Raw genomic sequence first — 13,064 nt, 5'->3', positions numbered from 1 at the left:
CCGGGAACTTCCTTTGTGGATCCGCTCTTGTTGATGGCCTCATGACATAGTGCATTATATGCCCGGGGGAGCAAGTGGCCATGTGTATTCACCTAGATTTAGGAAAAATGGGTGTGAGCGTAGTTCTTCTCCGATGGAAAGGCAAGATAGAGACACCAATCATCAGTCCTAGAAAGGCCAAATAATACGGAGATAGAACGTCACGCAGCTGGCCGGCAAGCATCGGGCCGAGGAAGGCTCCGATCGAATAAGCAATCGACAGGACCGAGAAGGTTCGACCGTACCGGGCTCCCCCGCTAAGCTCGATAAGCAGTGTGGAGATAGCAGGAAGGATGATCCCTTTACCCATCCCGACGAATAACAGAAGTAAAGCGAAAGGCAACGGTGTATGTGCGGCGATTACAAAATAGACAAGAGCTAGTGCCAGCGCTCCCCATAACGTCCGATAATAAGAAGAGAGCTTATTGAGGAACAGCATACTTAGTGTAATTAAGGCGCCGATACTGACAACAGAGAACAGCAGCCCTGTCTCCATCATTCCTTCAGCTGAGGTAGACATAAGTGGAAGCTCAAAAGAGAGAATGCCCTGTGCGCAGCTAATCCCAACAGGCAGTGCGTAAACAAGCCATGGAATGGGAGTAGCCTCGGCGAGAGCTGGTTTGATGCCTTTAGATTTCTGCTCCTGCTCCTCGTTGCTTGGCTGTGCCTTAATGTCACGAATGAAAAATAAGGCACAGACGGCCGTAACGACTAGCACCCAGCCGAGCAAATAGAAGGCGGTTGTGAAGCCGATCTTTGCGACCATATAGGCACCAGCCGCCGGCGATACGACAGTTGCCAGCGTATGGACAAGTCCATTACCGGCCATAAACTTCCCTTGCTGCGTGCGGTCATTAGAGATGCGTGCGAGCAGAGCGAGGCAGGCCGGAGATAGGAAGGCTAGTACAAATCCACTGATCGAACGCAGCACAAGCAGCTGCCAAGGATCGGTAACCTGGGATTGGAACAGCAGTACAATACCAGCCCCCATAAGACTGAAGACGATAAACAGCCTGCTGCCGAACCGGTCAACCCCATACCCAGCCATGATGTTCCCAGGCAAATGAGTAATGGAGTACATCCCCATCATCAAACCGATGAAGGAGGGGGCAGCCCCTAGGGAGATCGCGAATGGGGTAAGAATCGGATACTGCGCGTGCAGATCAAAGAACGCGACGAATAGAAATAAATAAAGCCAGATTGCGGTTTTCAACAGGCTGTTCCTCCTTGCGAAAAACATCTTAATCTACTTGTACGTAAAAGATGGACAGGATATGTCTCTATCGAATGAGGAGCCTTACGTTTACGGCATATTATGGGTGGGTTATAATGTTTGATAATAGGACATTGCACGAGTTATAATAGGGGGGATTCTTTTTTGGATAATTACTTTGATTTTTCCGGTTATGATTGGGATACTTGGAGCACCTTTTTACAAGACCATTGGCTTGTGCTCGTCATTGCACTTGTTGTATTGCTCTTTATCATTCGAGTCGTTAAGACTTTCGTGAAATGGGCGTTAGTACTTGTAATTATTGTCGGTATAGTTGCTTACAGCGGATATACCCTTGATGATGTGAAATCAATTGGCACGCAGGCGATCGACAGCTTGAAGCAGGAAGCCGTATCGGCGATGGCTGGTGAAGTAGAAAAAGCGACATTCACCTCTAATTCGGATGGTACCTTCACTGTAAAGACAGAGAATCTGGAGCTGACTGGTGTACCAGGCGCAGGCGAAGTTAATGTAAAGTTTCACGGCAAATCAGTTGGCACGATGAAGATTGATACGACCATTCAGGCGCTTATTGACCAAGCGAAGGCGAATGGCAAAGTATAGATATAGTTAGATAAGAAAGCGTAAGACGCAAGGAGGGGTGAACTTGATGGAATGGATTCGCGCAGGGACGGTATGGGAACCGGTCTCGCTGATCGTTCTTCTCCTTCTGCTCGGTTCGCTGCTGCAAGGAATGAGAAGAGGCGCGTCGGGTTCAGCGAGGCGTCTTTTCTTTTTTGTTTGGGATGGGATCCTCATTATCATTTGTCTTGTTCTTGCGGGACAAATCGCTGGCAGCCTATCTCCTCGGGCAGCAGATTGGCTTAGCGCTCATGTAGAAATACCGCAGCGGGAGCTTAGTGCAACTTCGCAGGCTTGGTATACGTTTATTACAAGTCTGCGGGATTTCGCCTTATTAAGATACGGTATTCTGTTCCTTGCCGCCTATCTGCTGCTTCGGTTCGTTGCATCATTCCTTTCGCCGCTGCTCGAGACCTTGTTCGCAAGTCGGCAGCGTCCGGGCAGACATGAGAGCATAGAACGTCTTCCTGGCGGAGGTGCAGCAAGCCGTGCAGCAGGTGCTGTATTTGGTACGGTTCATGGAGCGGGACGTGCTTTCGTGTTTGTAGCAGCGTTGTTTATTTATGTATCACTCTCGCCAAACGGCATAGGGTCGGGATTGATCCAACAATCGCCGTTATACATGAAGGCATCTGCCGTACTCGAGCCGGTTGCGGGAGATATGCTGGCTGATCGCGGACCTGTGCTTGCCGAGGCTGTGCAAGCGGAGTTCCAGAACGTATTGCAGCGTAAATACGAAATTGTCGACTACAACATTCCGGCGGGTATTGAGCAAGCGGCCCTTCAAATTACAAAGGACAAGACTACAGAGGAAGAGAAGGCTCGTGCTTTGTATGACTGGCTGGGCAGTCGGATTGCGTATGACTGGGACAAAGCAGATAATTATGTAGAGAACGGGATTTGGAAGGAACAGAATCCGCAAGATACGTTTGATACCCGCAAAGGTGTCTGTATCGATGTGGCGAGACTTTACGCCGTCATGGCCCGTGCTTCTGGTCTTGAAGTAAAAGTGGTTACCGGAACTGGTCTGGATGGGCGGGGAGGCTCCGGTCCTCATGCTTGGAATGAAGTTCAAATTGGAGGCAAGAACGGAACCTGGATTCCACTTGATGCCACTTGGGCGTCCTCTGGCGATTGGTTTAATTCGCCAGGCTTTGAAGCAACACATATTCTCGCAACTTAATTTAGATGAGGTGACTTGGCTTGCATGATGATCCGCAGAAACGGGAAATAACGAATCGGCGTCATTTCTCGTTTCGTTTGAACTTTTTCTTTTTTATTGTATTTGGACTTTTTAGCGTACTTATTATTCAGCTTGCAATTTTACAGTTTGTTGATGGACCTAAGCTAAGCGCACAAGGCAGCAAGAAGAGCACGCGAAGTGTAAAAATTGCACCGATTAGGGGCAATATTTATGATTCGTCCGGTACGCCAATTGCGTATTCGACTTCGACGCAATCGCTCTATTTTACAATCTCCCCTGACTTTAAGAAGGATGATTCTGAAGCGATCGCAGAAAAACTTGCAGACGTATTTAACAGATTGGGTGATGAAGATCCTAAGAAAGCCATGACGGTAGATGATATTGTCCGGCAGATGGATTTAGATTTCAGGATCAACACGATATCTACGCCTAGACGGATTAAATCTGGTCTAACCAAAAAGGAAATCGCCTACTTTATGGAGCATCGCACAGAGTTCAAGGGCATTGATATTGTAGAAGAAAGTGTTCGTAACTACAGTAACGATACCGTTGCGGTTCAATTAGTTGGTTATTTGAAAAAGTTTAAAGGTGTTCGTGAATCGCTGGACTTCTATAAGGAGAAAGGCGAGGAAGATAATGCTCAGCTGCAATATCTGGATGAAGAGGATGTTGGGTTCGACGGCCTAGAGTATATGTATCAGGATATATTGCGCGGTAAGAATGGTTTGAAGACGTATCCGGTTAACAATGCGGAGCGTATTATTGGTCCCGTACAGATTACGAATCCGCAAAAGGGTGATGATCTGTATTTGACGATCAACCGTAACGTTCAATTAACCACTGAAACAGCAATTATGGATCAAATTCACAAGATCAGCACGTCAACTAATAAGAGTGAGCGTGCGGAGTATGCGAAGACGGGTTATGCTGTAGCGATGGAAGTTGATACAGGCAAAATCATTGCTATGGCAAGTATGCCTGATTATAATCCGAATATCTTCGCTGGCGGCAGGATCAGCAGTGAGGATTATGCTAACTTTGAATCCGCACTTAACAACGGAACGATTAAAGAGGTATTCGCAAAATATGCGACAGACAAGGAGCGGAATCAGCATCCATCCTCCCTTGTGCCTCCGGGCTCGACGATGAAGCCATTGTCTATCCTGATTGGCCTCAAAGAGAAACTGTTTACAACATCAAGCACGTATAACGATACCGGCGCATTCTTCTTTGGTGCGGAAGGGCATCAAGTACGTATTGGTAATGCTTCGAATCATGCTTACGGTCTGCTTGATCCAGCATCTGCTATTGCTCACTCTTCGAATCCATTTATGGCGGCGATGGTCGGGAATCAGATGTATAAGAAATATAACGGCAAAAAAGGTGTAGATGTTTGGGACAGCTATATGAAGGAGTTTGGACTTGGCGTCTTGACCGGCAGCGGTCTACGAGGCGAATCCAAAGGTACCATCGACTACTACCATGAAGCAGAAACAGCCAGCGCTCAATCAGCCTTGGTGCGGGCAGCGTTCGGCCAGCAGGCGCGTTATACACCACTGCAGTTGGTACAATATACTGCGATGCTTGCCAACCATGGCAAACGGATGAAGCCGCAGTTCGTCAATGAAATTAAAGATACTGACGGGAATGTCGTTCAGACCTTCAAGCCGGAAGTGCTGAATACGGTCGAATTCCCTGATAACTATTGGGCAGAAATCGAAAATGGCATGTCGCGCGTTAACGTACAAGGCTTCGAGGGCGTAACGTATACGTATGAGAGAAAAACAGGTACAGCTCAATCCGATGTAGCTGGACGACGCGCGGATAATGCGGTATTTATCGCGTATGCGCCAAGAGAGAATCCGAAACTTGCTGTAGCAGTAGTTATACCAGACGGTGAATTCGGCGGCTGGGGCGCTGCTCCAATTGCACGGAAGATCTTTGATGCTTACGATTATGAGTTTGGCTTAAACGGTACACCAGGCAAGCTGAAGGATCAAGCAAACAACACGGCGAATACGGGCACAACAGATACAACAAATCAGCCGTAATTAACGAAAAAGAAGCTGTTCTTGAAGATTCGAAAAGAATCTTTAAGAACAGCTTTTTTGTTATAAGAAAGTATAAGTTTTCTTTATCCAGAGCTTATAATTCACCGCGAAACAAAACTTCGCCTCCTAAGGACGGCGAAGTTGTTTACGCTTGTTTGAAACTTTTTCGATTAAATTTCGTAAAAAGTTGCATCAGAGAAACACTTTTGAATAGTATAAACAAAGAGGCGTTAAGCTAACTAATGTTCGTCCAGGCAAAACATAAGGGTAGGGGGAACAGGAAGTGCAGTTATCCAAGAAAACAAATTCCGCGATCAAGCGATTTATTATGACGATCTTATTTCTGGTAGTCAGTGTTCTTCTAATGACGGCTTGTGGAGCCGTGCAGAATGGCGGAGGTGCAGGCGACGGCAAACTTAAGGTTACCGCCACGACAGGCATGATTGCAGACGTGGTGAAGGAAGTAGGAGGCGGCGATGTTGTGGTGACCGGCCTGATGGGAGCTGGAGTAGACCCCCATTTATATAAAGCGTCGTATGGTGATGTGAAGAAGCTGGACCGTGCGGACATTATTTTTTATAACGGACTGCATTTGGAGGGGAAAATGGCTGAGATGTTCGAGAAGCTGGAGAAGCGAAAGCCTACGGTCGCTATCTCTTCACGGATACCGGAGTCACAGCTGCGAGCATTCCCTGGTGGAGGGAGTCAGTCGCATGACCCGCATATTTGGTTCAATGTGAAGATGTGGATTTCGGCAACGGAAGTCATCCGGGATTCCCTAATCGAGAAGGATCCTGATCATGCTGACGGATACAGAGAGCGCGCAGCTTCGTATATCGGACAATTGGAGGAGCTGGACCAATATGTTCGCGAGCAAATTGCTACAATCCCGGAAGCAAGCCGAATCCTCGTTACGGCTCATGATGCCTTTGGCTACTTCGGTGATGAGTATGGGCTTCAGGTAACGGGTCTGCAGGGAATGAACACGATGTCAGAGTATGGCTCTAAGGATGTTAGCTCCCTTCGCAATTTCCTGGTTGAGAAACAAATCAAAGCAGTCTTCATTGAGTCCAGTGTTCCGAAAAAAGCGATTGAGTCGGTAATCGAAGGCGCACGATCAATGGGACATGAAGTTAAGATCGGTGGAGAGCTGTTCTCTGATGCGATGGGAGAAGCCGGTACAGAAGAAGGCACGTATATCGGAATGGTTAAGCATAATGTGGATACGGTTGTTCGAGCACTGCGATAAACGGATGAAAGCGAGTGATGGTGATGTCGAGAACAGATTCAAAATCTACAACATTTGTGATGGAACGGGAGTCTATTGCTCCTCCGTTAGCGGTTAATGGGCTTACCGCAGCTTATCAGAAGAAACCGGTCCTCCGCGGCGTCTCCTTCACGGTCACGGAGGGAGAGCTGGTAGGCGTCATCGGTCCTAATGGGGCAGGTAAATCAACGATGATGAAGGCGGCACTTGGCCTTATTCCGCGTCTTAGCGGTGAAGTGCTGGTATATGGCAAACCTTACAAACAACAGCGTAAGCTGGTTGGTTATGTCCCGCAGCGTGAATCGGTCGACTGGGATTTCCCAACGAATGCGCTTGATGTCGTCATGATGGGCAGATACGGTCATCTTGGCCTGTTTGGACGTCCAGGCGCAAAGGAGCGTGCCATTGCTTTGGAATGTCTGGCTAAGGTTGGAATGGCGGATTTTGCTTCGCGTCAGATCAGCCAGTTGTCCGGTGGGCAGCAGCAGCGTGTGTTCCTCGCACGTGCTCTTGCGCAGGACGCTAGCTTGTACTTTATGGATGAACCATTTGCCGGCGTTGATGCTGCCACGGAGAAAGCGATCATTACGCTGCTGCAGGAGCTGAAGCAGGAAGGGAAGACGGTTATTGTCGTGCATCATGACCTTGCGACGGTTGAGGAATATTTTGATTCCGTGCTGCTGCTTAATGTAGAGGTAATGGGCTACGGCAAGACAAAGGATGTTTTTACACAGGATTTATTACAACGTACTTATGGCGGGAGATTGGCATTTCTTGACCGGAGCGGGTTGGCGCAGCCGGACATCACGAAAGGGTGAGCGGATTATGAATACGTTATGGGCGCTTCTTCATGACCCGAACATGCGATGGATTTTTATCAGCTGTACGCTGCTTGGTCTAAGCAGCGGCGTTATCGGCTGCTTCTCATACTTGCGTAAGCAAAGCCTCATGGGCGATACGCTTGCTCATGCCGCCCTGCCGGGTATTTGTATTGCGTTTATGCTGACCGGTACAAAGTCTATTCTGTACTTTCTGATCGGGGCAGGTCTTGCGGGAGTGGTGGCGACCTTTGGCATTGGCTTAATCACGCGGCATTCGCGTATTAAGCATGATTCGGCCATGGGAATTGTTTTATCCGGATTTTTTGGCCTTGGCATCGTTCTCCTGACCATTGTTCAGCATGGCGGCTACGGTAATCAGGCAGGGCTTGATAAGTTTTTGTTTGGCCAGGCGGCGTCGATGATTGGTTCGGATGTGCTGACTCTGTCTATCGTAAGTCTATTCCTGATAACCATTTGCTACTTCTTGTTCAAGCAGTTCAAGTTAGTATCGTTTGATCCTGGCTTTGCCAAAGGGATCGGTTATTCGGTTGGCTTTTACGAGCAGCTGTTAATGCTTCTGATGGTTGTCGCCGTTGTTGTAGGCATTCAGGCTGTTGGTGTCATTCTGGTTGCGTCCTTAATCATTACGCCTGCAGTATCCGCCAGGTACTGGACGGACCGGCTTGGTGTAATGGTAGCCGTATCCGGCGTATTTGGAGCGATAAGTGGTGCAACAGGGGCAATTGTCAGTTCGACTGCATCGAGCCTGCCAACGGGGCCGCTTACCGTCCTTGCAGCAACGGCATTATTTGTACTATCACTATTGTTTGGCTCGAAGCGTGGGCTGCTTATCAGGAGACTAGTCCAGCAGAGAATGAAGCGGAGACTTGGATTCGCTTATGAGGAACAGGCAGCAACTGCAAGTGTAGATGAGCGGATAAACAAGGAGGCGGCATTATGAGCGACTTCTGGATATTACTTACCGGCGTACTGGTTGCAAGCTGCAGCGGTATCCTTGGTGCCTTTCTCGTTCTGCGTAAAATGGCGATGATCGGTGATGCGATCAGCCATTCGGTTATGCCGGGTATCGTTATTGCGTTCCTGCTAAGCGGCTCGCGGGATTCGCTGCTCATGATGGTTGCTGCGATGGCCTGTGGCCTATTTGCGGTATTCCTCATACAGCTGTTCCAGCAAAAAGGCGTGCAGGCCGATGCTTCGATAGGCGTGGTGTTCACCGCGTTGTTCGCGATTGGGGTGCTGCTCGTCAGCTTGTTTGCAAGACAGGTGCATCTGGATCAAGACGCTATCTTGTACGGCGAAATCGCTTATGTACACTGGAATACGTGGATTGTGAGCGGGGTTGATCTAGGGCCAAAAGCGGTATGGCTGCTTGGTGGGACGTTGATCATTATCGTAACGGTAATCAGCTTGTTCTATAAGCAGTTCAAGCTGATCACCTTCGACCCGGCGCTTGCTGCCGCCTTAGGTATCCCTGTTGCGTTGTTCCACTACTTGTTGATGGGTATGGTGTCCATGGCAACGGTGAGCTCTTTCGAGAGTGTTGGTGCTATTCTGGTTGTTGGGATGCTCATCATCCCGGCAGCGACCGCCTATCTTCTGACCGACCGGTTGGGGATGATGATCCTGCTGAGCGTAGGTGTTGGTATCGCGAGCACTTTCGTTGGTTACGGAGCTGCTGTTATTATAGATGCTTCCATAGCAGGCTGTATCGTATGCGCGGCAGGCATCCTGTTCGTGCTGGCGTTTCTATTCTCACCATCACATGGCTTCGTTGCCAAGAAGCTGCGCCTGCGCAAGCTTGTTGCTTAATAATAAGCCTCGCCCTTTAGTCCCGCCCCTTAACATGGGGCGGGGCTTTTTTGTGCCCCGTATTAATTGAACCTTTCAGGGATTATTCAACGTTAATAACATTAGGCAGTTCCTTACGTTTGGAATCTCCCTGATCTGTGCTAAAATATTGCATAGTAGATATAGGCAGGAGGTTACATACGTGGGGAATTACAAATTAATAGCTCTTGATATGGACGGTACACTGCTGAACGAGCAAAGCGAGATCAGCAAGGAGAATGCCGAATGGATTCAGCGCGCGCTTGATGCCGGAATCACGGTAAGCTTTTCGACGGGGCGTGGGTTCCGCGGGGCGCTTCCGTTTGCGGAGCAGCTAAAGCTGGAGACACCAATGATTACGGTCAATGGCAGCGAGATTTGGCAGAAGCCGCATGTGCTGCACAAACGTACATTGATGAGCCCGGTGTATATTAAGCAGCTGCATGAGCTTGCTCTGAAGCATGAGGGGACATGGTTTTGGGCCTACTCCACAGGAGGGATTTATAATCTTGAAAAGTGGATAGATCCTTCGACGACCTATGAAGACCATCATTGGCTCAAGTTTGGCTACTACACGGAGGATGATGGCGTTCGTAACCGCATCCTGCACGAAGTAACCGAGTGGGGGGCGCTTGAGATTACGAACTCCTCCTTACAGAACCTTGAGTTGAATGCGAAAGGCATTACGAAGGCGAGTGCAATTCGCGAGCTTTGTACGATGCTTGGTATCGAGATGTCGCAGGTTGTAGCTGCCGGTGACAGTTTGAACGATATTGCCGCTATTCGTGAAGCGGGACTTGGAGTAGCGATGGGCAATGCGCAGCTGGCTGTCAAAGAAGCGGCTGATGTTGTGACGTTATCCAATAACGAACACGGCGTCGCAGAGCTCATCAAACAATATGTATTGAAAGGTTGATGCCTAAGTGGATATTTTAGGCTGGTCGCTGGTCGTCATATTATTTGTAGTCGGGATGGCTGGGGCTATCTGGCCGATACTGCCTGGCGTATTTGCGATCTATGGTGCTTTTTTCGTATACGGGTTCTTCTTCTCGTTTGAGCCGTTTGGCTGGGTATTCTGGACGATACAATCGTTAATACTTGTCGTCCTCATCATAGCCGACCATGCGGTCAGTGCGTGGGGAGTACATCGATTCGGCGGCTCTAAGGCGTCGATCATCGGTAGTACGATAGGCCTTATTTTGGGTCCATTTGTTATACCGGCCTTTGGTCTTATCATTGGTCCATTTGCCGGAGCTGTTATTGGTGAGCTTGCTGTTGGGTCAAATATCGAAAAATCGTTGAAGGTTGGCATCGGCTCATTAGTTGGCTTATTGACAAGTGTCGTTGTAAAAGTTATTCTTCAAGCCGTTATGATTGTTTTATTTATTATTTGGCTAATGTCCAATTAGGGAGATGAAAACAATGGTTAGAGTTACTGTATGGAACGAGTTTTTGCATGAGAAAGAGCATGAGGAAGTAAGACAGGTTTATCCAAATGGTATTCATAACGCATTGGCGGAAGGTATTCGTACGGAAGAAATCGTGGTTCAAACCGCAACGCTGGAAGAACCGGAGCATGGCTTGACCGAGGAAAAGCTGAACAACACCGATGTTCTGATCTGGTGGGGACATATGGGCCATGAGCGGGTTGAAGATGCTATTGTTGAGCGGGTTCATCAACGTGTTATGGACGGCATGGGATTGATTGTTCTGCACTCCGGCCACTTTTCGAAAATTTTCAAAAAGCTGATGGGTACAGGCTGTGATCTGAAATGGCGTGAAGCAGGCGAAAAAGAGCGCATTTGGACCGTTAATCCGGCCCATCCAATTGCTGCAGGCATTCCGGAATATGTAACACTTGAGCATGAGGAAATGTACGGTGAGCACTTTGATATTCCAGCACCAGATGAGCTCGTATTCGTCAGCTGGTTCGAAGGCGGCGAAGTATTCCGCAGCGGCTGTACGTTCTTCCGTGGACAAGGCAAAGTGTTCTATTTCCGTCCAGGTCATGAAACTTACCCTACTTACTACAACAAAGAGGTGCTTCAGATCATTCGCAACGGCGTCAACTGGGCGGCACCATCTGGTGCAGCGAAACCTGTCCGCGGCAACCATCAGCCGCTTGAGCCAATCAAGGGTAATGCCTAATCTGCTTAGGCAGGTAATCGCAGAAAGAGAAGGAAATCATGAAAAAAGATTCGCTTATAAAAGGTACATTAATCCTGGCGGCAGCCGCGCTTATAGCGCGGTTCCTCGGGATTTTTCAACGGGTGCCGCTTGATCATATCCTTAAGGGAGACGGCGGGACTTATTTTGCAGTAGCGAACAACGTATATTTGACACTGCTTGTGGTCGCAACCGGAGGACTTCCAAGTGCCATTAGCAAAATGGTAGCCGAGCGTTATTCGCTTGGACGTGAGCATGAGGCGAAGCGTGTCTATCAGGCTGCGCTGTTATTTGGCATCGTGACGGGGGTAATCTTAACGATTGCCTTGTACGCGGCGGCTCCTTATTATGCTGTTCATATCGCCAAAACGCCGGGTGCAGAGGTTGCGATCCGGGCAGTGGCACCAACGCTTCTGATCTTCCCGATCATCGCGATGATGAGAGGCTACTTCCAAGGCCGTCAATTTATGATGGCGGGCGGCATGTCCCAGATCATGGAGCAAATCCTGCGCGTTATTGTTGGGGTTGCCCTTGCTTATTACGTTGTCTCCATCGATTGGGGCGAGAAGTGGGGAGCAGCAGCGGCATCATTTGGTAACGTTATTGGTGGCGTTGGCGCTTTGCTGGTCATGGTTTATTATGCTGGTAAGCTGCGCCGCGGCGACTTAGCGGAACGGCCTGTGGTAGATATTGAGGCGGTAAAAGCAACTTCGAAAATTCCGTTCCGTTCGATCTACCGTGAGATTTTCACGATATCAATTCCGATTGTCATTACGGCGATGACCGTTCAAATTATTTATACGTTTGATTCGTCATTATTCATTCGGTTAACTGAAGATTATTATGGCGGTTATCACGAAGCAAAGGCCGTATTGAGGGAACTTAGCTTTAAAGCACAGACGATTGCGGGTATTCCGCCAATCCTTGCGATTGCACTCAGCACCTCGATCATTCCGGTTATATCGTCAGCTTATTCCCTTCGTAATATGAGGGAAGTTGAACGACAAACCTCACTCATTATGCGGATTGTTCTCTTTACCGGTGTGCCAGCAGCGCTTTGTATTGCGGCAGCATCTTACTCGGTAACGGGGCTGATCTTCGCTGATGCAAGTGGTTACGGTGTTGTAGCTGCTTTAACAGCAGGGACGATTTTCCAAATTACGATGATGACAAGCAATTCGATTCTGTTCGGTCTAGGCAAGCAGCGTATTCCGATGATGAACACCTTCGTAGGTATTGGTCTCAAAATCATATGCAGCTACGCGCTTGCTCCGGTCTATGGGGTGTACGGTGTTGTTATGGCAACAAGCGTATGCTTTGTTATTATGACGTGGATGAATATGGAAGCAATTCGTAAAGAAGTGAAATTTACGGTGCTTGGAAGCCGCTGGCCTTCTTATATCGTAACGATCGTTGTTTCTGTTGCTGCTGGCTGGGGAGCTGAGGTTGGGGTTCGACATCTGACAGACAGCTGGCCGGACAAGCTTACTTATTTCGTATCCGCTGCTGTAGCAGGTGGCGTTATTGGGGTGCTATATCTCGTGCTCCTGGTATTGCTCCGTGTTGTCACAATGGAAGATGCAAGATCCTTCCCGGGACCACTGCGTAAGCTGTTTATCCTGCTTCTAAAGCTGTTTAACCGTTCTGAGACGCAGAAATAGTGACATAAATCTACTTTTTCCATACATTTACAATACACCCTTTTCTCAGTTACAATAAATAGGGTTATAGGTCTATTACTCTATTACCCTATTACTACTAGTGAAGGGAGATTTGTAAATTGAAAAGGTTGAAAAGGTTTAAGAGGGGGATC

Annotated in this window: 12 protein-coding genes; 11 read left to right on the top strand and 1 reads right to left on the bottom strand. The window is 48.4% G+C overall.

Annotated elements, in window-relative coordinates:
- Window positions 1-88: 88 nt before the first annotated feature.
- Window positions 89-1,252 (bottom strand): MFS transporter, encoded by a 1,164-nt coding sequence (locus tag FHS17_RS21640; RefSeq protein ID WP_167280513.1) that lies wholly within the window; start codon window positions 1,250-1,252, stop codon window positions 89-91.
- A gap of 165 nt (window positions 1,253-1,417) precedes the next feature.
- Here FHS17_RS21640 and FHS17_RS21635 point away from each other — a divergent pair, with 165 nt between their 5' ends.
- From FHS17_RS21635 to FHS17_RS21585, 11 genes are all read left to right on the top strand, one after another.
- Entirely contained in the window at window positions 1,418-1,876 is a 459-nt protein-coding gene (locus FHS17_RS21635; RefSeq protein WP_167280512.1) for a hypothetical protein, read from the top strand.
- A 46-nt stretch (window positions 1,877-1,922) separates the two neighbouring features.
- The gene (locus tag FHS17_RS21630; RefSeq protein ID WP_341805888.1) at window positions 1,923-3,077 is read left to right on the top strand and encodes a transglutaminase domain-containing protein; all 1,155 of its coding nucleotides are present in this window, start codon (window positions 1,923-1,925) and stop codon (window positions 3,075-3,077) included.
- Between the two features lie 20 nt (window positions 3,078-3,097).
- The gene (locus FHS17_RS21625) at window positions 3,098-5,149 is read left to right on the top strand and encodes a peptidoglycan D,D-transpeptidase FtsI family protein (RefSeq protein ID WP_167280510.1); all 2,052 of its coding nucleotides are present in this window, start codon (window positions 3,098-3,100) and stop codon (window positions 5,147-5,149) included.
- A gap of 328 nt (window positions 5,150-5,477) precedes the next feature.
- Window positions 5,478-6,398: a metal ABC transporter solute-binding protein, Zn/Mn family gene (locus FHS17_RS21620; RefSeq protein ID WP_167280581.1), complete on the top strand. Its 921-nt coding sequence runs from the start codon at window positions 5,478-5,480 to the stop codon at window positions 6,396-6,398.
- 23 nt (window positions 6,399-6,421) lie between these two features.
- Window positions 6,422-7,234 (top strand): metal ABC transporter ATP-binding protein, encoded by an 813-nt coding sequence (locus FHS17_RS21615; protein WP_279590383.1) that lies wholly within the window; start codon window positions 6,422-6,424, stop codon window positions 7,232-7,234.
- 7 nt (window positions 7,235-7,241) lie between these two features.
- Window positions 7,242-8,198 carry a metal ABC transporter permease gene (locus FHS17_RS21610; RefSeq protein ID WP_167280579.1) on the top strand — a complete coding sequence of 319 codons (957 nt, stop codon included), beginning with the start codon at window positions 7,242-7,244 and terminating at the stop codon, window positions 8,196-8,198.
- Window positions 8,195-9,067 carry a metal ABC transporter permease gene (locus tag FHS17_RS21605; protein WP_167280509.1) on the top strand — a complete coding sequence of 291 codons (873 nt, stop codon included), beginning with the start codon at window positions 8,195-8,197 and terminating at the stop codon, window positions 9,065-9,067. Before FHS17_RS21610 ends, FHS17_RS21605 begins: the two co-directional genes overlap by 4 nt.
- Window positions 9,068-9,248: 181 nt before the next feature.
- Window positions 9,249-10,001, top strand: coding sequence for an HAD-IIB family hydrolase (locus FHS17_RS21600; protein ID WP_167280508.1), 753 nt, complete (start codon window positions 9,249-9,251; stop codon window positions 9,999-10,001).
- A gap of 7 nt (window positions 10,002-10,008) precedes the next feature.
- Window positions 10,009-10,494, top strand: a complete 486-nt coding sequence (locus tag FHS17_RS21595) for a DUF456 family protein (protein WP_167280507.1) — start codon at window positions 10,009-10,011, stop codon at window positions 10,492-10,494.
- Window positions 10,495-10,507: 13 nt separating this feature from the next.
- Window positions 10,508-11,233, top strand: coding sequence for a ThuA domain-containing protein (locus tag FHS17_RS21590; RefSeq protein WP_167280506.1), 726 nt, complete (start codon window positions 10,508-10,510; stop codon window positions 11,231-11,233).
- Between the two features lie 38 nt (window positions 11,234-11,271).
- Window positions 11,272-12,912, top strand: coding sequence for a putative polysaccharide biosynthesis protein (locus FHS17_RS21585; RefSeq protein ID WP_167280505.1), 1,641 nt, complete (start codon window positions 11,272-11,274; stop codon window positions 12,910-12,912).
- The last annotated feature ends 152 nt before the right edge of the window (window positions 12,913-13,064 follow it).

The sequence above is a fragment of the Paenibacillus lupini genome (assembly GCF_011761355.1).
Taxonomy (GTDB): domain Bacteria; phylum Bacillota; class Bacilli; order Paenibacillales; family Paenibacillaceae; genus Pristimantibacillus; species Pristimantibacillus lupini.
The sequence above is the reverse complement of the archived record's forward strand: the minus strand, read 5'-3'. Positions and strand labels throughout refer to the sequence as shown.

Excerpts from the sequence above, each read along its gene's own strand:
- FHS17_RS21630 (WP_341805888.1), top strand. The coding sequence starts at position 1,923 with ATGGAATGGATTCGCGCAGGGACGGTATGGGAACCGGTCTCGCTGATC.
- FHS17_RS21620 (WP_167280581.1), top strand. The coding sequence starts at position 5,478 with ATGACGATCTTATTTCTGGTAGTCAGTGTTCTTCTAATGACGGCTTGT.
- FHS17_RS21615 (WP_279590383.1), top strand. The coding sequence starts at position 6,422 with ATGTCGAGAACAGATTCAAAATCTACAACATTTGTGATGGAACGGGAG.
- FHS17_RS21610 (WP_167280579.1), top strand. The coding sequence starts at position 7,242 with ATGAATACGTTATGGGCGCTTCTTCATGACCCGAACATGCGATGGATT.
- FHS17_RS21605 (WP_167280509.1), top strand. The coding sequence starts at position 8,195 with ATGAGCGACTTCTGGATATTACTTACCGGCGTACTGGTTGCAAGCTGC.
- FHS17_RS21590 (WP_167280506.1), top strand. The coding sequence starts at position 10,508 with ATGGTTAGAGTTACTGTATGGAACGAGTTTTTGCATGAGAAAGAGCAT.
- FHS17_RS21585 (WP_167280505.1), top strand. The coding sequence starts at position 11,272 with ATGAAAAAAGATTCGCTTATAAAAGGTACATTAATCCTGGCGGCAGCC.